The 21123-nt window shown below is 60.1% G+C and carries 14 protein-coding genes and 2 tRNA genes; 14 read left to right on the top strand and 2 right to left on the bottom strand.

Annotated features, from left to right (window positions below; translation table 11 throughout):
• Positions 1-77: 77 nt before the first annotated feature.
• The 5 genes from hflK to AC3ISG_RS22105 all read left to right on the top strand — a co-directional run bounded on the left by hflK (position 78) and on the right by AC3ISG_RS22105 (position 7039).
• Positions 78-1259: an FtsH protease activity modulator HflK gene (gene hflK / locus AC3ISG_RS22125; RefSeq protein WP_122533819.1), complete on the top strand. Its 1182-nt coding sequence runs from the start codon at positions 78-80 to the stop codon at positions 1257-1259.
• Complete coding sequence (gene hflC / locus AC3ISG_RS22120) at positions 1259-2128, top strand: protease modulator HflC (protein ID WP_122533818.1); 870 nt, start codon at positions 1259-1261, stop codon at positions 2126-2128. The genes hflK and hflC overlap by 1 nt, the downstream gene beginning before the upstream one ends.
• A gap of 291 nt (positions 2129-2419) precedes the next feature.
• Entirely contained in the window at positions 2420-3607 is a 1188-nt protein-coding gene (locus tag AC3ISG_RS22115) for an ATP phosphoribosyltransferase regulatory subunit (protein WP_122533817.1), read from the top strand.
• A gap of 54 nt (positions 3608-3661) precedes the next feature.
• Positions 3662-4954, top strand: a complete 1293-nt coding sequence (locus AC3ISG_RS22110; protein WP_122533816.1) for an adenylosuccinate synthase — start codon at positions 3662-3664, stop codon at positions 4952-4954.
• Positions 4955-5104: 150 nt separating this feature from the next.
• Positions 5105-7039: a methyl-accepting chemotaxis protein gene (locus AC3ISG_RS22105; RefSeq protein WP_122625628.1), complete on the top strand. Its 1935-nt coding sequence runs from the start codon at positions 5105-5107 to the stop codon at positions 7037-7039.
• A 76-nt stretch (positions 7040-7115) separates the two neighbouring features.
• Here AC3ISG_RS22105 and AC3ISG_RS22100 read toward each other — a convergent pair.
• Positions 7116-7202, bottom strand: a tRNA-Leu gene (locus AC3ISG_RS22100).
• A 194-nt stretch (positions 7203-7396) separates the two neighbouring features.
• Positions 7397-7483: transfer RNA gene (locus AC3ISG_RS22095), tRNA-Leu, on the bottom strand.
• A 213-nt stretch (positions 7484-7696) separates the two neighbouring features.
• Between AC3ISG_RS22095 and rnr the strand changes: the two genes are divergently transcribed.
• The 9 genes from rnr to AC3ISG_RS22050 all read left to right on the top strand — a co-directional run bounded on the left by rnr (position 7697) and on the right by AC3ISG_RS22050 (position 20998).
• Complete coding sequence (gene rnr, locus AC3ISG_RS22090; protein WP_489297971.1) at positions 7697-10315, top strand: ribonuclease R; 2619 nt, start codon at positions 7697-7699, stop codon at positions 10313-10315.
• Positions 10312-11061, top strand: coding sequence for a 23S rRNA (guanosine(2251)-2'-O)-methyltransferase RlmB (gene rlmB / locus AC3ISG_RS22085; protein ID WP_489297970.1), 750 nt, complete (start codon positions 10312-10314; stop codon positions 11059-11061). The genes rnr and rlmB overlap by 4 nt, the downstream gene beginning before the upstream one ends.
• 300 nt (positions 11062-11361) lie before the next feature.
• Positions 11362-11784 carry a 30S ribosomal protein S6 gene (rpsF, locus tag AC3ISG_RS22080; protein ID WP_065987796.1) on the top strand — a complete coding sequence of 141 codons (423 nt, stop codon included), beginning with the start codon at positions 11362-11364 and terminating at the stop codon, positions 11782-11784.
• A 28-nt stretch (positions 11785-11812) separates the two neighbouring features.
• The gene (gene rpsR / locus AC3ISG_RS22075; RefSeq protein WP_037015707.1) at positions 11813-12043 is read left to right on the top strand and encodes a 30S ribosomal protein S18; all 231 of its coding nucleotides are present in this window, start codon (positions 11813-11815) and stop codon (positions 12041-12043) included.
• Positions 12044-12081: 38 nt separating this feature from the next.
• Positions 12082-12978: a hypothetical protein gene (locus tag AC3ISG_RS22070; protein ID WP_489297969.1), complete on the top strand. Its 897-nt coding sequence runs from the start codon at positions 12082-12084 to the stop codon at positions 12976-12978.
• 19 nt (positions 12979-12997) lie between these two features.
• Positions 12998-13444, top strand: a complete 447-nt coding sequence (gene rplI / locus AC3ISG_RS22065; RefSeq protein WP_122533812.1) for a 50S ribosomal protein L9 — start codon at positions 12998-13000, stop codon at positions 13442-13444.
• Between the two features lie 149 nt (positions 13445-13593).
• Positions 13594-14991 carry a replicative DNA helicase gene (gene dnaB / locus AC3ISG_RS22060; RefSeq protein WP_065987793.1) on the top strand — a complete coding sequence of 466 codons (1398 nt, stop codon included), beginning with the start codon at positions 13594-13596 and terminating at the stop codon, positions 14989-14991.
• A 168-nt stretch (positions 14992-15159) separates the two neighbouring features.
• Positions 15160-17460: a YgiQ family radical SAM protein gene (locus AC3ISG_RS22055; RefSeq protein WP_122533811.1), complete on the top strand. Its 2301-nt coding sequence runs from the start codon at positions 15160-15162 to the stop codon at positions 17458-17460.
• Positions 17461-17704: 244 nt separating this feature from the next.
• Complete coding sequence (locus AC3ISG_RS22050; protein WP_489297968.1) at positions 17705-20998, top strand: transglutaminase family protein; 3294 nt, start codon at positions 17705-17707, stop codon at positions 20996-20998.
• The last annotated feature ends 125 nt before the right edge of the window (positions 20999-21123 follow it).

The raw sequence follows: 21123 nt of genomic DNA, 5'->3' as shown, positions 1-21123 counted from the left end.
TACCGCTTCGACGGGCATTCTGTAGCATTGGTCGGCGCGCCGTGGGCGCGTCTTTGCTTTATCAGATGGAGAGCGCTATGGCTTGGAATGAGCCGGGTGGCAACTCGAATAATCAGGATCCTTGGGGTGGTAAGCGCAAGGGCGGCGACCGCAAGGGGCCACCGGATCTCGACGAGGCCTTCCGTAAGCTGCAGGAAAGCCTGAATGGGTTGTTCGGTGGTGGTAAAAAACGCAGTGGCGATGGTGGCGGCAGCGGCGGTGGATCGAGCAAGGGCGGTGGCCTCGGCCTGCTCGGCATCGGTCTGGTCGTGCTGCTCGCCATCTGGCTGTACAACGCAATTTATGTGGTCGACGAACAGGAGCAGGCCGTTGTGCTGCGCTTCGGCAAGTACTACGAAACCGTCGGGCCGGGTCTGAACATCTATTTCCCGCCGTTCGATCGCAAGTACCTCGAAAACGTGACCCGTGAACGTGCGTACAGCAAGCAGGGCCAGATGCTCACCGAAGACGAGAACATCGTCGAAGTGCCACTGACTGTGCAGTACAAGATCACCAATCTGCAGGATTTCGTGCTGAACGTTGATCAGCCCGAAGTCAGCCTCCAGCACGCAACCGAAAGTGCCTTGCGCCATGTGGTCGGTTCGACCGCCATGGATCAGGTGCTGACTGAAGGTCGTGAGTTGATGGCCAGCGAAATCAAGGAGCGGTTGCAGCGCTTCCTCGATACCTATCGCACCGGTATCACCGTGACTCAGGTCAACGTGCAGAGTGCTGCGGCGCCGCGCGAAGTCCAGGAAGCGTTCGATGACGTGATCCGCGCCCGTGAAGACGAGCAGCGCTCACGCAACCAGGCTGAAACCTATGCAAACGGTGTAATCCCGGAAGCGCGCGGTCAAGCTCAGCGTATCGTCGAAGACGCCAACGGTTATCGTGACGAAGTGGTCTCCCGGGCCAAGGGTGAGGCGGATCGCTTTACCAAGCTGGTTGCCGAGTACCGTAAAGCGCCGGAAGTCACGCGTGAGCGTCTGTATCTGGACACCATGCAGGAAGTCTTCAGCAACACCAGCAAGGTGCTCGTGACTGGCGAGAAAGGTCAGAACAACCTTCTTTATCTGCCGTTGGACAAAATGATCGATAGCAGCCGTAACGGTTCCAGCTCTTCTGCCACTGGCGGCGCTGCCGCTGCACCGGCAGATCCGGGCTCGCGGGCAGCGGACATGCAACAACAACGCGACACGCGCACTAGGGAGACTCGCTGATGAGCAATAAATCTCTGGTTGCCCTGATTGTCTGCGTCGTGTTGGCCGTGGTCGCATGGAACAGCTTTTACATCGTCGCCCAGACCGAGCGCGCGGTGCTGCTTCAATTCGGTCGCGTGGTTCAAGCGGATGTTTCGCCGGGCCTGCACGTGAAGATTCCTTACGTGAATCAGGTGCGCAAGTTCGATGGTCGGTTGATGACCCTGGATGCGCCGACTCAGCGTTTCCTGACGCTGGAAAAGAAAGCCGTGATGGTTGATGCCTATGCCAAGTGGCGCGTGAAGGACGCTGAGCGTTTCTACACCGCGACATCAGGTCTGAAGCAAATCGCCGATGAGCGTCTCTCCCGTCGTCTCGAGTCCGGTCTGCGTGACCAGTTCGGTAAGCGCACGCTGCACGAGGTGGTTTCGGGTGAGCGTGACGCGTTGATGGCTGACATCACTGCGTCGCTCAACACCATGGCTGGCAAAGAGCTGGGCATCGAAGTTGTCGATGTTCGGGTCAAGGCTATCGATCTGCCGAAGGAAGTGAACCGCAGCGTGTTCGAGCGCATGAGCACCGAACGTGAGCGTGAAGCTCGTGAGCACCGCGCCAAGGGTAACGAGTTGGCGGAGGGCATCCGTGCCGACGCCGATCGTCAGCGTCGCGTTCTGTTGGCTGAAGCCTATCGCGAGTCTGAAGAGGCACGCGGTGATGGGGATGCTCAAGCGTCTGCGATCTACTCCAAGGCCTACGGTCAGGATCAGGAGTTCTACGCGTTTTACCGTAGCCTGCGCGCCTACCGTGAAAGCTTCGCTAACAAAAGCGACGTGATGGTGCTGGACCCAGGCAGCGAGTTCTTCCGCTACCTGCAAAAATCCAAGCCGTAATCGCATCGGCACCTGATCACTCCGCCGGGCGGCAAAACAGCCCGTCGGGGTGATCGCGCGACAAAACGTGTGTATGATGCGGCAGCCGGGAAATTCCCGGCTTTTTTGCGTCTGCACGATTGATTGGCCGTGGCGTGTTCCGTGCGCGGCAGTTTTTTCGAGGACGGTGTTCACGATGGTGCGGCGCATCGGGCAGGGGGGCACTCCCTTGCACTGCGTCCGCAGAATGCTGTCTGCTTCACTCAAGGCTTGCCCAAGGGCTGGCCGCCCGGATCATAGGGGAAAGGCGTAATGGCAACGGTTGACCGCTGGCTGCTGCCGGATGGCATCGAAGAAGTACTGCCGCCGGAAGCTGCGCGCATTGAAGTCGCGCGTCGTCAGGTGCTGGATCTGTTTCAGAGCTGGGGCTACGAGTTTGTCGTGACCCCGCACATCGAATACCTCGAATCACTGCTCACCGGTGCGGGCCAGGATCTGGATCTGCGCACCTTCAAAGTGGTCGACCCGCAATCGGGGCGGCAGATGGGTTTCCGCGCGGACATCACGCCGCAGGTCGCCCGCATCGACGCCCACACCCTGCGTCGCGAAGGCCCAAGCCGTCTCTGCTACGCTGGCAGCGTGCTGCATGCCCAGCCGCGTGCGCTGTCGTCCTCGCGCAGCCCGATCCAGCTGGGCGCCGAGCTGTACGGCGACGCAAGCCCAAGCAGCGACGTCGAAGTCATCAGCCTCATGCTGGCAATGCTGCAACTGGCTGATGTGCCGGACGTCCATATGGACCTTGGCCACGTCGGGATTTACCGCGGTCTTGCCCGCGCTGCCGGGTTGTCCGGTGAAGTCGAGCAACAGCTGTTTGATGCACTGCAGCGCAAAGCCATCGACGAGGTCATAGCATTGACCGAAGGTCTGCCGGCCGATCTGGCCAGCATGCTGCGCGCGCTGGTGGATCTGTGTGGCGACCGTACCGTGCTGGCACAGGCCCGCGACCGTCTGGCGAATGCGCCGGCGCCGGTCATCGAAGCGCTGGACGATCTGCTGGAAATCGCCGAACGTCTGTCGGCACGGTTTCCTGAGCTACCGTTGTACTTTGACCTTGGCGAGCTGCGCGGCTACCACTACCACACTGGTGTGGTGTTTGCGGTTTTCGTTCCGGGTGTTGGTCAGTCGATTGCCCAGGGCGGTCGGTACGATGACATTGGTGCCGACTTCGGTCGCGCGCGCCCGGCGACGGGGTTTTCCACCGATTTGAAAACCCTGGTGACACGCGGTCAGGCGCAGATCGAGCTACCGTCTGGCGGTATCTGGATGCCGGACAGTACTGATGCAGCGCTGTGGCAAAAGGTCTGTCAGCTGCGCGCAGAAGGTCAGCGTGTGGTTCAGGCCTTGCCAGGCCAACCGGTTTCAGCGGCGCAAGACGCTGACTGCGATCGGCAATTGATTCAGCAGGGCGAGCGTTGGCAGGTAATGCCGCTGGCCTCTTGAGTTTCCCCGCCGGCCGCTGCCGGCACCAAGTTTGCGCGAATGAGGACAAGTGTTATGGGTAAGAATGTCGTAGTCCTGGGCACCCAATGGGGTGATGAGGGCAAAGGCAAGATCGTTGATCTGCTGACCGAACATGCAACCGCGGTAGTGCGCTATCAAGGTGGCCACAACGCTGGCCACACACTGGTCATCGACGGCGAAAAAACCGTCCTGCACCTGATTCCGTCCGGCGTCCTGCGCGAAGGCGTGCAGTGCCTGATCGGCAACGGTGTGGTCGTCGCGCCTGATGCACTGATGCGCGAAATCACCAAGCTGGAAGAGAAGGGCATTCCGGTGCGCGAGCGTCTGCGCATCAGCCCGTCCTGCCCACTGATCCTGTCCTATCACGTGGCCCTTGATCAGGCCCGCGAAAAAGCCCGTGGCGAGCACAAGATCGGCACGACCGGTCGCGGCATCGGCCCGGCTTACGAAGACAAGGTTGCGCGTCGTGGCCTGCGCATTGGTGATCTGTTCCACCGCGAGCGCTTCGCCGCCAAGCTGGGCGAACTGCTGGATTACCACAACTTCGTCCTGGTCAATTACTACAAAGAGCCAGCGATCGACTTCCAGAAGACACTCGACGAGTGCATGGAATACGCCGAGCTGCTCAAGCCGATGATGCTCGACGTGACCGCCACGCTGCACGAAATGCGTCGCGCCGGCAAAGACATCATGTTCGAAGGTGCCCAGGGTTCGCTGCTGGACATCGACCACGGTACCTACCCGTACGTCACCAGTTCGAACACCACTGCGGGCGGCATCGCCACTGGTTCGGGCATGGGCCCGATGTACCTGGATTACATCCTTGGCATCACCAAGGCCTACACCACTCGCGTGGGTTCGGGTCCGTTCCCGACTGAGCTGTTCGACGACGTCGGCGCGTTCCTGGCCAAGCGTGGTCACGAGTTCGGTGCAACTACCGGGCGTGCGCGCCGCTGTGGCTGGTTCGACGCCGTTATCCTGCGTCGCGCCATCGACGTCAACAGCATCTCGGGCATCTGCCTGACCAAGCTGGACGTGCTGGACGGTCTCGAGACCATCAACATCTGCGTGGGCTACAAGAACGAGAACGGTGCAGTGATCGACGCCCCGACCGACGCCGACAGCTACATCGGCCTGGAGCCGGTGTACGAAGAAGTGCCGGGCTGGTCCGAGTCGACCCTGGGTGCCAAGACCCTGGAAGAGCTGCCTGCCAACGCTCGCGCTTACATCAAGCGCCTTGAAGAGCTGGTCGGCGCACCGATCGACATTATTTCGACGGGCCCTGACCGCAACGAGACGATCGTTCTGCGTCATCCGTTCGATTGATAAGTCGTTGAAACACAAACAAAGGGTCGCCTCGGCGGCCCTTTGTTTTGCGCCCTGAAAACTGCCGGGCACTGCGGCACGACCCTTGCTGTGATTCCACGTATAAAACGATGCCAGCATTTTAGTGGCGTGTGTTGTGGGGGAATTCCTGTGTCGGCTGTTACTTCTCTTCTACGCAGTCGCTTGCTGCGACCCGTATTCATTGCTCTTGGTATCGCCCTTCTGGTGCAGGTGCTGGTTGCCGTCGCCCTCACTCGGAGCACCGTCACTGCGCTTGAGGCTGAGCTGGCGGCGCGGCTGAGTGTAGATTCGCAACACTTGACAGGCGAGCTGGAGCAGGCGAGCCGCGACGTAACGTCCAGCCTGGACAGTCTTTCGCAAAATACACGTCAGCGCTTGAGCGCCGGCCTGTCGACGCGTCTGAAAGATGAACAGAAGCAACTGCGTGCGACGCTGGAGAAAGACCTCCAGGATTCAGCGACGGACATGGCCGAGCTATTGGCGGCTGTCGCGCCACGGGCGATGTGGGATGGCGATACGCCGACGCTGTCGGAGTTCGCGCGCCGTGCGCAACGCAATCCGAACGTGCTGTTCGTGGTCTATGACGATGCTCAGGGCGAACACCTGACGCGTTACCTGAACCGTGAGAACGAATCGGTCAAGGCGCTGCTGGCGAAAGGCGAAGGCGAGCGCGCCATGGATAAGGTCCTGAATGCGGCGCGCAAAGACCCTTCGGTGTACTACGTCGAAGCGTCGATCAGCCCCAATGGTGTCGAAATCGGCAAAGTCCGCATGGGCGTATCTACCGGGTCGGTGGAAGAGAATCTGGCGGCGCTGGACAAGCGCTTCGTTGCGTTGATCGGCAGCGGTGATCAACTGGTCTCTGAAAGCCTGGGCGGCGCTGCGGCGGAGAGCTCTGCCGCATTGCGCTCGCGTCTGCAGACGGCGCAATCGTCGGCCACTGCGATGGCGACCAATACCAGCTCCGCTGTGCAGGAGGCCGCGACCACGCTGCGCTGGAGAATCGGTGTCGGGCTGTCTCTGGTGGGGCTCGGCGTGCTGGTGGCGTTGGCCATCGTGCTGGGGCGCCGCGTTGTACTGCGCTTGCAGTTGCTCAACCGTGCGCTGGACGATCTGGCGGCAGGCGAAGGCGATTTGACCAAGCGCGTCAAACTCAACAGCAACGATGAGATAGGCGACATGGCCGCGGCTGTAAACCGCTTCGTTGACAAGTTGCAGCCGATTGTTCGAGAAGCGGGAGATGTGGCGCAGCAGACGGGCGTCGAGATTGGCGCCATGAGCAAGCGCAATGCGGGTGCCGGCGCTGCAGCCGAGTTGCAGCGCGATGAGGTGGCTGCCAGCCTTCAAGCGCTGGCGCAAATGGCTGACGAGGCGCAGGCCGAGAGCCAGGCGATGCAGGCAGCATTGCGGCAGGTGGTGGACATTCGCCAGGCGACCGATGAAAACACGCGCACCTCCAATCAGGTGGGCAGTTTGATCGAGGCGCTGGCCGGGCAGGTGGAGACGGGTGCCCAGGTCATCGAGCGGCTGGCGCAGCAAAGCCAGCAGATCGAAGTGGTGCTGGAAGTGATCCATGGCATCGCCGAGCAAACCAACCTGCTTGCCCTCAACGCTGCCATTGAGGCAGCGCGCGCCGGCGAAACCGGTCGGGGTTTCGCGGTTGTCGCCGATGAGGTGCGCGCGTTGGCGAGCAAGACGCAAAGCTCAACGGGCGATATCCAGGAGCATATCGCCAAGCTGCAGTCCGGGGCGCGCGAAGCAGTGGCAACGATTGGTCTTGCCGGGCGTCAGGCAAAGGAAGGGCTCGCGGTGCTGAAGGACAGCGCTCGGCTGCAGCAATCGGTGCAGGTGTCTGTCGAGCAGGTGCATGCGGCGATTGGCCTGGCGACCCGAGCGGCAGAACATCAGGCTCAGGGCGCGCAAGCGGTGCGGGGGCGTGTAGAAGTCATTCACGCTCAAGCCGAGAAGGCTGCCCAGGCCGTGGTCGAGACGACCGCCAGCGGCAAGACGTTGGACAGGCTCGCCGCGCAGCTCAAAGCCAGTCTCGGGCAGTTCCGCGCCTAGGCACCTGCACGGATGGGGGTTATTGCAGCCCCCCGGAAAACAAAAAAACCGAGCACTTGGCTCGGTTTTGTTTGTTTGGTGCCCAGAAGAAGACTCGAACTTCCACGACCTTGCGGTCACCAGCACCTGAAGCTGGCGTGTCTACCAATTTCACCATCTGGGCATGGCGCTGATTTAATTAGATTTTTCGCGGGAGTGCAACTGAATTTTTGAATTTGTTGGAGGCGCGGCGGGGGATGCATTTGCAGCGAGGGGCAGGGTACGAGAAGTGATCTACGCTAACCGATATTTTTACTACGCTTGACTTTTCAAACCACAAAATGCACAAAACCGAGCCTAAGCTCGGTTTCGTTGAATTGGTGCCCAGAAGAAGACTCGAACTTCCACGACCTTGCGGTCACCAGCACCTGAAGCTGGCGTGTCTACCAATTTCACCATCTGGGCAGTTCGTTGATTTCATTCGATATTTCGTTTGATTTCAACTACAACTTGGCAGTGCCGTCGTTGTGGGGCGCATCTTACGGAGGAGATTGAGGGCTGTAAAGCCCCCGTGCGAAAATAATTTGAAATAGCGAAAAGCCCCAGCAAATGCTGTCTTCGCGTTTCAATCTGGTATATGCCAAACTAATTACATACAGATAAGGTGAATTCATTCTAATGGCCGATTGGCAGTCCCTCGATCCCGAGGCCGCTCGTGAAGCGGAAAAATACGAAAACCCCATCCCTAGCCGTGAGCTGATTCTGGCGCACCTCTCCGAGCGCGGTTCGCCTGCTGCCCGGGAGCAGTTGGTGGAAGAGTTTGGCCTGACGACTGAAGATCAGATCGAGGCCTTGCGGCGTCGGCTCCGTGCCATGGAGCGCGATGCCCAATTGATTTACACACGCCGTGGCACGTACGCACCGGTCGACAAGCTGGACCTCATCCTGGGTCGCATCAGCGGTCACCGTGACGGCTTTGGTTTCCTGGTCCCGGATGATGGCTCCGACGACTTGTTCATGAGCCCTGCGCAGATGCGTCTGGTGTTCGACGGTGACCGCGCACTGGCGCGCGTCTCGGGTCTGGACCGTCGCGGTCGACGCGAAGGCGTGATTGTCGAAGTCATTTCCCGCGCGCACGAAACCGTAGTGGGTCGCTATTTTGAAGAAAGCGGCATCGGTTTCGTTCAGCCGGACAATCCAAAAATCCAGCAAGAAGTGTTGATCACCCCTGGCCGTAACAACGGCGCCAAGGTCGGTCAGTTCGTCGAGGTGAAAATCACCCACTGGCCCACCCCGCGTTTCCAGCCGCAGGGCGACGTGGTTGAGGTGGTGGGCAATTACATGGCGCCCGGCATGGAGATCGATGTTGCGCTGCGTACCTACGACATTCCTCACGTCTGGCCAGAGGCAGTGCTCAAAGAAGCCGCGAAGCTGAAGCCGGAAGTGGAGGAGAAGGACAAGGAAAACCGCGTCGATCTGCGCCACCTTCCATTCGTCACCATCGACGGTGAAGACGCCCGCGACTTCGACGATGCTGTTTTCTGCGAAGCCAAGCCCGGCAAGCTGCGCCTGTTCTCCGGCGGCTGGAAGCTCTATGTGGCGATCGCCGACGTATCAAGCTACGTGAAGCTCGGCTCGGCGCTCGACGCTGAGTCTCAGGTGCGCGGCAACTCCGTGTATTTCCCTGAGCGCGTGATCCCGATGCTTCCTGAGCAGCTGTCCAACGGGCTGTGCTCGCTGAATCCGCTGGTTGATCGTCTGGCAATGGTTTGCGAGATGACTATCTCCAAAACCGGCGAGATGACCGACTACGTTTTCTACGAAGCCGTGATCCACTCCCATGCACGCCTGACCTACAACAAGGTCAGCTCGATGCTGGAGCATCCCAAAGCCGCCGAAGCCAAGCAGCTGCGCGAGCAGTATGGCGACGTCGTGCCGCACCTGAAGCAGCTTTATGCGCTGTACAAAGTGCTGTTGGGCGCCCGGCATGTTCGCGGTGCCATCGATTTTGAAACCCAGGAAACCCGGATCATTTTCGGCACCGAGCGCAAAATCGCCGAGATCCGTCCGACCACTCGAAACGATGCGCACAAGCTGATTGAAGAATGCATGCTCGCTGCGAACGTGGCGACTGCTGCGTTTCTCAAGAAGCACGAGATCCCTGCGCTGTACCGCGTCCACGACGGTCCGCCGCCTGAGCGCCTGGAAAAGCTGCGTGCCTTCCTCGGCGAGTTGGGTCTTTCCCTGCACAAGGGCAAAGACGGCCCGACGCCGAAGGACTATCAGGCGCTGCTCGAAACCATCAAGGACCGTCCGGATTACCACCTGATCCAGACCGTTATGCTGCGTTCGTTGAGCCAGGCGGTGTACAGCTCGGATAACCATGGCCACTTTGGTTTGAATTACGAGGCGTACACCCACTTCACCTCGCCGATTCGTCGCTACCCGGACTTGCTGACTCACCGCGCGATCCGCAGTGTGATCCGCTCCAAGCAGGAAACACCGCACGTTCGCCGTGCTGGCGCCGCAGCGATTCCGAAAGCCCGCATTTACCCATACGACGAAGCGATGCTTGAGCAACTTGGCGAACAGTGCTCGATGAGCGAGCGCCGTGCCGATGAGGCAACCCGCGACGTCACGAACTGGCTGAAATGCGAGTTCATGAAGGACCGCGTTGGCGAGTCGTTCCCGGGCGTGATCACAGCTGTCACCGGCTTTGGTCTGTTCGTCGAGCTGACCGATATCTACGTTGAAGGCCTGGTGCACGTCACCGCATTGCCGGGTGACTACTACCACTTCGATCCGGTCCATCATCGCCTGGCCGGCGAGCGCACAGGCCGTAGCTTTCGCTTGGGCGACACCGTTGAAGTACGCGTCATGCGTGTTGATCTTGACGAGCGCAAGATCGATTTCGAAATGTCCGAGAAAACCACCAGCGCGCCGATCGGCCGTAAGCGTCGGACGTCCGAGCCTGCCGCGGCAGAGAAGGGCAAGGATTCCAAGGAATCGTCGTCTGCTTCCAAGTCCGGTCGCCGCACTGCGAAAGAGTCTGTTGCCGAGGCTTATCGGCCTGGTGATGCGGCTGCCAAGAACGCAGAAGTGCGCAAAAGTCGTGAAATGAAAAAAGCCCTGCTGACTGAAGCCAAGGGTGGTAGCAAGGCATCGTCGGGAAAGTCGACGAGTGATGCCGCTGGCGCTTCCGGTAAAACCAGCAAACATCGCAAGGGCTCGTCCAAGTCGGGTTCGGCCTCTGCTTCAGGCGGTGGTAGCGTGCGCAAACCTAAGGCCAAGTCATGAGTCAGCTGGAAAAAATCTACGGTGTTCATGCTGTGGAGGCGCTGTTGCGTCATCACCCCAAGCGGGTCAAGCAGATCTGGCTGGCTGAAGGGCGCAGTGATCCGCGCGTTCAGGTCCTCATCGAGCTTGCCTCGCAGAACCGCGTGTCGGTGGGGCAAGCCGAGCGCCGCGAAATGGATGCCTGGGTAGAAGGTGTTCACCAGGGCGTGGTAGCGGATGTCAGCCCGAGCCAGGTCTGGGGCGAGGCGATGCTCGACGAACTGCTCGACCGTACTGAAGGTCCGCCACTGATCCTGGTTCTGGATGGCGTCACCGACCCCCATAACCTCGGCGCATGTCTACGGACGGCCGATGCAGCCGGTGCTCTGGCGGTGATTGTGCCCAAGGACAAGTCTGCGACATTGACGCCGACCGTTCGGAAAGTGGCATGCGGTGCAGCGGAGGTCATTCCTCTCGTCGCCGTGACCAACCTGGCGCGCACGCTGGAAAAACTCCAGCAACGTGGGCTGTGGGTCGTCGGCACTGCGGGTGAGGCCGAGCAGGAGTTGTATCAGCAGGATCTGACGGGCCCGACCATCCTGATCATGGGCGCCGAAGGCAAAGGCATGCGCCGCCTGACCCGCGAGCATTGCGACTACCTGGTGCGCCTGCCAATGGCTGGCAGCGTCAGTAGCCTCAACGTCTCGGTCGCGACAGGCGTCTGCCTGTTCGAAGCCCTGCGCCAACGCGCAGCTGCCAAGAAGTAGCTGTCAGTGGCAAGCTGCAAGCCTCAAGCTCGAGCCAATCACGCTCCGGCTTGTAGCTTGTAGCTTGTAGCTTGTAGCTTGTAGCTTGTAGCTTGTAGCTTGTAGCTTGTAGCTTGTAGCTTGTCGCCATTGTTCAAATATTCACCAATCTCCTTGCGCCCCTCCGACCCCTTCTCTACAATTGCGCCCCTTGCTGTCATGGCAGGCGCTCATGTGCCTGTCCCTGTGCAAGATAAACCAGTGTTATTCACTCCTTGTCTGACCGCTTTGGCGGCAGGCTACAACCCGTAAGGAGCATTCATGCGTCATTACGAAATCATCTTTCTGGTTCACCCGGACCAGAGCGAGCAAGTCGGCGGCATGGTAGAGCGTTACACCAAGCTGATCGAAGAAGACGGCGGCAAGATCCACCGTCTGGAAGATTGGGGCCGTCGTCAACTGGCCTATGCAATCAACAATGTTCACAAGGCTCACTACGTGATGCTGAACGTTGAGTGCACTGGCAAGGCTCTGGCCGAGCTGGAAGACAACTTCCGTTACAACGATGCCGTGATCCGTAACCTTGTCATCCGTCGCGACGAAGCTGTTACTGGCCAGTCCGAAATGCTCAAGGCTGAAGAAAACCGCAGTGAGCGCCGTGAGCGTCGCGACCGTCCTGAGCACTCCGACGCCGATGGCGCCGATGGTGATGACAGCGACAACAGCGATAACGCTGACGAGTAATCCACGGACCTTTTGAGGAGCCCATTACATGGCACGTTTCTTCCGTCGTCGTAAATTCTGCCGCTTCACAGCTGAAAATGTGAAGGAGATCGATTACAAAGATCTCAACACCCTGAAAGCCTACGTATCTGAAACCGGCAAGATCGTTCCTAGCCGCATTACTGGTACCAAAGCTCGTTATCAGCGTCAGCTGGCTACCGCTATCAAGCGCGCCCGCTTCCTGGCCCTGTTGGCCTACACCGACAGCCACGGCCGCTGAGACCAGGTAGTCGACAAACGCAGTAAGGGATAGATCGCATGCGCGCCATGGCTGAATTCATCATGCGCGGCCGCATGCAGGCCACTCTCGTAGTGGTTGGATGTGCGGCATTGCCGCTGTTGTTCTGGTTGAGTGCTGCTGCAGGTTGCCTTGTGCTCCTGCGGCGCGGGATGAGTGACGCGTTAGGCGTCCTTGCCTGGGCTCTGCTGCCGGCTTTGGTCTGGTGGTATTTCGGTGAACCCCGCACCCTGATGGTGTTGCTGGGTTCCTGGGGGTTGGCCGCCGTGTTGCGTGCCAGCGAGTCCTGGGTCCGCGTGCTGCTGGTCAGCGTGGCGGTTGGATTGTTGTATGCAGTGGTTCTGGGCGCAGTGTTTCGCGAGCCCATCGAAGCCATGGCGGGGGAGTTGCAAAAGCTCCTGCCCCACGTCTTCGGTGATGTCTACCAGCAGATGTCGGTAGAAGAGCGAGCGCGTCTGGGGGCACTGATTACTCCCGTCCTCAATGGCCTGATTGCAGCGTTGTTGCAGATCGTCAGCGTGGTATGCCTGCTCCTTGGGCGGTACTGGCAGGCGTTGTTGTATAACCCGGGCGGTTTCGGACGCGAATTTCGCAGCCTGAAACTCCCGCGGGCACCGATGCTGGTGCTGCTGGTGTGCATGTTGGTGGGGCCGAATTTCGGTCCTCAACTGGCGATGCTGACACCGTTGTGCAGCGTGCCGCTCATGTTCGCGGGGCTGGCCCTGATTCACGGTCTGGTGGCTGCAAAGCGCCTGGCACGGTTCTGGCTGGTAGGGTTGTACGTCACGCTACTGCTGTTCATGCAGCTGATCTATCCGTTGCTGGTGGTGTTTGCCATTGTCGACAGCCTGATTGATTTTCGCGGCCGTCTGGCGTCGAAAGACGCTGATAACGGTTCTGCGAACGGTGAAGGTTAAAGTTAAGAGGTTTTACCAAATGGAACTCATCCTGCTGGAAAAAGTCGCCAACCTGGGCAACCTGGGCGATAAAGTAAACGTTAAGGCTGGCTACGGTCGTAACTTCCTGCTGCCTTTCGGCAAAGCAACCGCTGCAACCGCTGCCAACGTGGCCGCGTTTGAAGAGCGTCGTGCAGAGCTGGAAAAAGCTGCCGCCGAGAAGAAAGCGTCTGCTGAAACTCGTGCTGCTCAACTGGCTGAGCTGGAAGTGACTATCACTGCCACCGCTGGTGACGAAGGCAAGCTGTTCGGTTCGATCGGTACTCACGACATCGCTGACGCACTGACCGCCTCTGGCGTTGAAGTGGCCAAGTCTGAAGTTCGTCTGCCGAACGGCACCATCCGTAACGTTGGCGAATACGACGTAGCCGTGCACCTGCACAGCGACGTTGAAGCTACCGTACGCGTTGTTGTTGTAGCTGCTTAAGCAGTATGGTTTCTGCGCTTCGGTGCAGAAGTCTGACTGGCTGATGACTCGCTCCTCGGTCGGTTAGCATTGGGCACGTTCCTGTTCGCAGGTCGTGCCCTTTGTCATTTCTGAGTATCCTGATTCAACCCCCTGATTTCCGTGTGGCCATGAACGACATCTCCGCTCCCGAGCAATATGACCTGCAAACCGCTGCCCTGAAGGTGCCGCCGCATTCCATTGAGGCCGAACAGGCCGTGCTCGGTGGTCTGATGCTGGACAACAATGCCTGGGAGCGCGTGCTTGATCAGGTGTCGGATGGCGATTTCTATCGTCATGACCACCGTCTGATATTCCGCGCCATTGCCAAGCTGGCGGATCAGAACCAGCCGATCGACGTCGTGACCCTGGCAGAGCAGCTCGACAAGGAAGGCCAGACTTCACAAGTCGGAGGCCTCGGTTACCTGTCTGAGCTGGCGAAGAACATCCCGTCTGTCGCGAACATCAAGGCCTATGCCCAGATCGTTCGTCAGCGCGCGACGCTGCGCCAGTTGATCGGCATCAGCACCGAGATCGCTGACAGTGCATTCAACCCGGAAGGGCGTACCGCCGAAGAAATTCTTGACGAGGCCGAACGGCAGATCTTCCAGATCGCCGAGGCGCGGCCCAAGACAGGCGGCCCGGTCAGCGTCAACGACCTGCTGACCCGGGCGATTGACCGCATTGATACGCTGTTCAACATCGGCGACGGTATTACTGGCCTTTCCACTGGCTATGCCGACCTGGATGAAAAAACCAGCGGTCTGCAGCAGTCTGACCTGATCATCGTGGCGGGCCGTCCGTCGATGGGTAAGACCACCTTCGCGATGAACCTTGTGGAAAACGCGGTGCTGCGCAGCGACAAGGTGGTGCTGGTCTACTCGCTGGAGATGCCAGGCGAATCGCTGATCATGCGTATGCTGTCGTCGCTGGGCCGTATCGACCAGACCAAGGTGCGTTCCGGTCAGCTCGATGACGATGACTGGCCGCGTCTCACATCGGCGGTCAATCTGCTCAACGATCGAAAGCTGTTCATCGACGACACGGCCGGCATCAGCCCCTCCGAGATGCGAGCGCGTACGCGGCGTCTGGTCCGCGAGCACGGCGATATCGGCCTGATCATGATCGACTACCTGCAATTGATGCAGATTCCTGGCTCCAGCGGCGATAACCGGACGAACGAGATTTCCGAAATCTCCCGTTCCCTGAAAGCGCTCGCCAAGGAATTCAATTGCCCGGTGGTTGCGCTCTCCCAGCTCAACCGCTCCCTCGAACAGCGTCCCAACAAGCGCCCGGTGAACTCCGACTTGCGGGAATCCGGAGCGATCGAGCAGGACGCCGACGTCATCATGTTCGTGTACCGGGATGAGGTGTACCACCCCGAGACCGAGCACAAGGGCATCGCCGAAATCATCATAGGCAAGCAGCGGAACGGCCCGATCGGTTTCATTCGGCTGGCGTTTATCGGCAAGTACACCCGCTTCGAGAACCTCGCGCCGGGTAGCTACAACTTTGATGATGATGAATAAGTAGGGCTCTGGACCGGGACTTTGATGCCGGAAAGGCACCAGAGTCCAGAGTCATGCCGATCATTAATCCGACTACTGTCGTCGGACTTGATCAAAATTTGTGCTATTCTCCGCGACCGCGAATTTCCAAGCGAAAGTCGCCCCCTGACACGAACACTGGTCATCGATATGCAAGCAGCCAAGCCGTTATTTGACTATCCGAAGTACTGGGCCGAATGTTTCGGACCAGCGCCTTTCCTGCCCATGAGCCGGGAAGAAATGGATCAGCTTGGCTGGGATTCCTGCGACATCATCATTGTCACGGGTGACGCCTATGTCGATCACCCTTCGTTTGGCATGGCGATCATCGGCCGGCTGTTGGAGTCCCAAGGCTTCCGCGTCGGGATCATTGCGCAGCCTGACTGGAAGTCAAAAGACGACTTCATGAAGCTCGGCGAGCCGAACCTGTTCTTCGGCGTCGCGGCCGGCAACATGGATTCGATGATCAACCGTTACACCGCCGACAAAAAGATCCGCTCCGATGACGCCTACACCCCAGGCGGCATGGCGGGCAAGCGTCCGGATCGTGCGAGTCTGGTCTACAGCCAGCGCTGCAAGGAAGCCTACAAGAACGTGCCGATCGTTCTGGGTGGCATCGAAGCATCGCTGCGCCGCATCGCTCACTATGACTACTGGCAGGACAAGGTTCGCAATTCGATCCTGATCGACGCCTGCGCTGACATCCTGCTGTACGGCAACGCCGAGCGGGCCATTGTCGAGGTTGCTACCCGTCTGTCCTATGGCGAAACGATCGAAAGCATCACTGACGTGCGCGGCACGGCATTCATTCGTCGTGATACGCCGGAAGGCTGGTACGAAGTCGACTCTACGCGTATTGACCGTCCAGGCAAGATCGACAAGATCATCAACCCGTACGTGAACACTCAAGACACCCAGGCCTGTGCCATCGAGCAGGAAAAGGGTGACGTCGAGGATCCGAACGAAGCGAAGGTCGTGCAGATCCTGGCGAGCCCGCGCATGACCCGCGACAAGACGGTCATCCGTCTGCCGTCGATGGAGAAAGTGCGTGGGGACGCGGTTCTGTATGCTCACGCCAACCGCGTGCTGCACCTGGAAACCAACCCCGGCAACGCCCGCGCGTTGGTTCAGAAGCACGGCGAGGTGGACGTCTGGTTTAACCCGCCGCCGATTCCGATGACCACCGAAGAAATGGACTACGTGTTCGGCATGCCTTACGCGCGCATTCCGCACCCTGTGTACGGCAAGGAGAAGATTCCGGCCTACGACATGATCCGTTTCTCGGTGAACATCATGCGCGGGTGCTTCGGCGGCTGTACGTTCTGCTCGATCACCGAGCATGAAGGCCGGATCATTCAGAACCGTTCCCATGATTCGATCATCCGCGAGATCGAAGAAATCCGTGACAAGGTCCCCGGCTTCACCGGCGTGATCTCCGACCTTGGCGGTCCGACGGCGAACATGTATCGCATCGCCTGCAAGAGTCCGGAAATCGAGTCCGCGTGCCGCAAGCCGTCCTGCGTGTTCCCGGGTATCTGCCCGAACCTGAACACGGATCACTCGGCATTGATTCAGCTTTACCGCAGTGCCCGTGAACTGCCCGGCGTGAAGAAAATTCTGATCGCGTCCGGTCTGCGTTACGACCTTGCGGTGGAATCGCCCGAGTACGTCAAGGAACTGGTGACCCACCACGTCGGGGGTTACCTGAAGATTGCGCCTGAGCACACCGAAGAAGGTCCGCTCAACCAGATGATGAAGCCGGGCATTGGCAGCTACGACAAGTTCAAGCGCATGTTCGAGAAGTACTCCAAGGAAGCGGGCAAAGAGCAGTACCTGATTCCTTACTTCATCGCGGCCCACCCCGGCACGACTGACGAGGACATGATGAACCTCGCGTTGTGGCTCAAGGGCAACGGCTTCCGCGCGGATCAGGTGCAGGCGTTCTATCCGTCGCCGATGGCCAGTGCGACGGCCATGTACCACTCTGGCAAGAACCCGCTGCGCAAGGTCACGTACAAGAGCGATTCGGTCACCATCGTCAAGAGCGAAGAGCAGCGCCGTCTGCACAAGGCGTTCCTGCGCTATCACGATCCGAAGGGCTGGCCGATGCTGCGTGAGGCACTGGAGCGTATGGGCCGTGCCGATCTGATCGGACCGGGCAAGCATCAGCTGATTCCGCTGCATCAGCCGGAAACCGACACCTATCAGAGCGCGCGCCGCAAGAACTCGACGCCGGCTGGTAGCCACAAGGTTGCCAGGACCACCAAGATCCTGACGCAGCACACCGGCTTGCCTCAGCGCGCAAGCGACGGCAGCAAGCCTTGGGACAAGCGCGAAGAGGCCAAGGCTGCGGCGGCTGCTCGTAACAAGCAGGCTGCCAAGGATCGTTCGGATGCGGCCAAACCCGGCAAAGGCAAGAAGCCTTCGCGCCAGCCGGTTTTCCCACGGTAAGGTCCCGCGCTAAGCGACACCGAACAACAAAACGCCAGCTTTCGAGCTGGCGTTTTGCATTCCAGTGCAAATAACCCCACCCGCCTCATTTCCGTGCGACCCTTGCACCATTCGTTGAAGCGGGCGCGATTTTGGTGCTGTGCTTGGCTGAACATGCTACCTCCAGGCCGGAGGCGCCTGATTTGCCGGGGTGGCATAAGTCTTGCGCAGCTCCGTTACCGTCCAGGCTCGCAGGAGGCACGCCGTGTCGATTCAAATTGCCTTGCACCATGTCACGCATTACCGCTACGAACGCGCGGTAGAGCTGGGGCCGCAAATCGTCCGCTTGCGCCCGGCGGCTCACAGCCGTACGCGGGTATTGTCGTATTCGCTGAAAGTCCTTCCTGAAAACCACTTCATTAACTGGCAGCAGGACCCGCAGGGTAATTACCTGGCGCGGTTGGTGTTCCCGGAAAAGACCAGCGAGCTCCGCATCGAAGTGGACCTGGTCGCCGAAATAGCAGTGTTCAATCCCTTCGACTTCTTCCTTGAGCCCTACGCCGAGAAGATCCCGTTCACCTATGCCCGCGAAGAGCATCACGAGCTGCAGCCCTATCTGGAAAAGCTGCCGCTGACCCCAAGGTTTCAGGCGTACCTGGACAGCATCGACCGCACGCCGATTCCGGCGATCGACTTTTTGGTCGGCCTTAATCAGCGTCTGGCCAACGATATCGGTTACCTGATCCGCATGGAACCGGGCATTCAGACGCCTGAATACACCCTCGAAAACGCTTCTGGTTCCTGCCGTGATTCGGCGTGGCTGCTCGTGCAGTTGCTGCGTCATCTGGGGCTGGCTGCGCGGTTTGTGTCCGGGTATTTGATTCAGCTCAAGGCTGATGTCAAAGCGCTGGATGGACCCTCCGGCACCGACGTCGATTTCACTGACTTGCACGCCTGGTGTGAGGTGTATCTGCCGGGCGCTGGCTGGGTGGGCCTTGACGCGACGTCCGGCTTGTTTGCCGGTGAGGGGCACATTCCGCTGGCGTGCAGCCCCGAGCCGTCTTCGGCGGCGCCGATCAGTGGCATGGTCGAGCCCTGCAACACCGAGTTCACCCACAAGATGTCTGTGGAGCGTATCTGGGAGGCGCCGCGCGTCACCAAGCCGTATACCGAAGAGCAGTGGCAGGACATTCAGGCGCTGGGCCGGCAAATCGATAACGACCTGATGGTACACGACGTGCGCCTGACCATGGGTGGCGAGCCGACCTTTGTGTCCATCGACGACCGTGATGGTGATGAATGGAACACCGCCGCACTGGGTCCGAAGAAGCGCCTGCTCTCGGCCGAGTTGTATCAACGCATGCGGGACCATTACGCGCCCCAGGGCATCGTTCATTTCGGTCAGGGCAAGTGGTATCCCGGCGAGCAACTGCCGCGATGGTCACTGAACTGCTTCTGGCGCCGAGATGGACAGCCCGTGTGGCGCAACAATGCGCTGGTCGCTGACGAAACCCGGGACTACGGAGCCGACAGCGAGATGGCGGGCAGTTTCCTGCGCAGCGTGGCCGAGCGGCTGAAGCTGCCGACGCGCTACGTTTTCCCGGCTTACGAAGACCGTTTCTATTACCTGTGGCGTGAGGGCGCGCTGCCCAAAAATGTCAGCGCCGAAGCCTCGCGCCTTGAAGACCCCCTTGAACGTGCGCGCCTGCGCAACGTGTTTTCCCAAGGGCTGGACACCATCATTGGCCACGTTCTGCCACTGGCGCGAACCGCTGCCGACGATCAATGGCAGAGTGGTCGCTGGTACCTGCGCGACGAGCATTGCCGTTTGGTGCCGGGGGATTCCGCGCTGGGCTATCGCTTGCCGCTGGCCTCGCAGCCGTGGGTCAAAGCGGCCGAGTACCCCTACATCCATCCGACCGACCACAACCAGGCATTTGCCGAGTTGCCCGACCGAGACGAGGTTGAGTCGCGACTGGACAGCCTGGCAGAGCAGGGCGATCCGGGCGTCGACCGCGAACCCGAGATCGACGAGTCCGCTGATTGGCTGACCCGCACCGCATTGAGCGCCGAAGCGCGGGGCGGACGGTTGTATCTGTTCATGCCGCCGCTGCAATCCCTTGAGGCCTATCTGGAACTGGTCGCCGCCATCGAAGCGACGGCTGAAGACATGCGCTGCCCGGTGTTGCTGGAAGGGTACGAGCCGCCGAGCGATCCGCGTCTGGCGAACTTCCGCATCACCCCGGATCCGGGCGTGATCGAAGTGAACGTACAGCCGTCCTCCACATGGGACGAGTTGGTCGAGCGCACAGAGTTTCTCTACGAGCAGGCGCGCCTGACTCGGCTGACCACCGAGAAATTCATGATCGATGGGCGCCACACCGGCACCGGCGGCGGCAACCATTTTGTCCTCGGTGGCGCGACGCCGGGCGATTCGCCCTTCCTGCGTCGGTCGGACCTGCTGCGCAGCCTGTTGAGCTACTGGCATAACCACCCGTCGCTGTCCTACCTGTTCTCCGGATTGTTCATCGGGCCGACCTCACAAGCACCGCGTGTCGACGAAGCACGCAACGACTCGTTGTACGAGCTGGAAATCGCCTTTTCACAAATGCCCAAGCCGGGCGAAGAATGCGCGCCGTGGCTGGTGGACCGGCTGCTGCGCAACCTGCTGATCGACGTGACCGGCAACACCCACCGCGCGGAATTCTGCATCGACAAGCTGTATTCGCCCGATGGTGCTACTGGCCGGTTGGGCCTGCTGGAGCTGCGCGCGTTCGAGATGCCGCCGCACGCCCGGATGAGCCTGGCGCAACAGCTGTTGCTGCGGGCACTGGTCGCGCGGTTCTGGCGCGAGCCTTATGCACCGGCGAAACTGGCGCGCTGGGGCACCGAGCTGCACGACCGCTTCATGCTGCCGCACTTCATCCAGCAGGATTTCGCAGACGTCATCGCCGAGCTCAACAGCGCCGGTTATCCCGTGCGCGCGGAGTGGTTCGCGGCGCATCTGGAGTTTCGCTTCCCAAAGGTTGGCGACTACGCCGTCAGCGGCATCGAGCTGGAACTGCGTCAAGCGCTGGAGCCGTGGCACGTGCTGGGCGAGGAGGGTGCAGCGGGTGGCGCGGTTCGGTATGTGGACTCGTCACTTGAGCGCTTGCAGCTGAAGGTCACCGGCCTGCCGCCGCAGCGTTACATGCTCACCTGCAACGGCGTGCCGGTACCCCTGCGACCGACCGGGCGCGTGGGGGAATTCGTCGCAGGGGTACGTTTCCGCGCCTGGCAGCCGACCAATGCCTTGCAGCCGACGATCCCTGTTCATGCGCCGCTGGTCTTCGACATCCTAGACACCTGGATGCAGCGCTCGCTGGGGGGCTGCGAGTACCATGTCGCCCACCCTGGCGGGCGCAATTACGAAACCCTGCCGGTGAACGCCAATGAGGCGGAAAGCCGACGTCTGGCGCGGTTCTTCCGGGTCGGCCACAGCCCCGGCAAACTGCAGGTTCCTGCACTGACCCTCAACGATGAACTGCCGATGACCCTGGATTTACGCCTGCATCGGTAGCCGCGCCGGCGACCTGACGTGAGATCAGGTCGCCGCGCCGCACGTATAAAACGTGGAAAGCGGCGCCTGCGTGTCATGTTGTCTGCGCTACTCTGAGCGCAGTTGATTCGAGTCCCTTTGTTGTC

The sequence above is a fragment of the Pseudomonas sp. GL_135 genome (assembly GCF_057834665.1).
The sequence above is the reverse complement of the archived record's forward strand: the minus strand, read 5'-3'. Positions and strand labels throughout refer to the sequence as shown.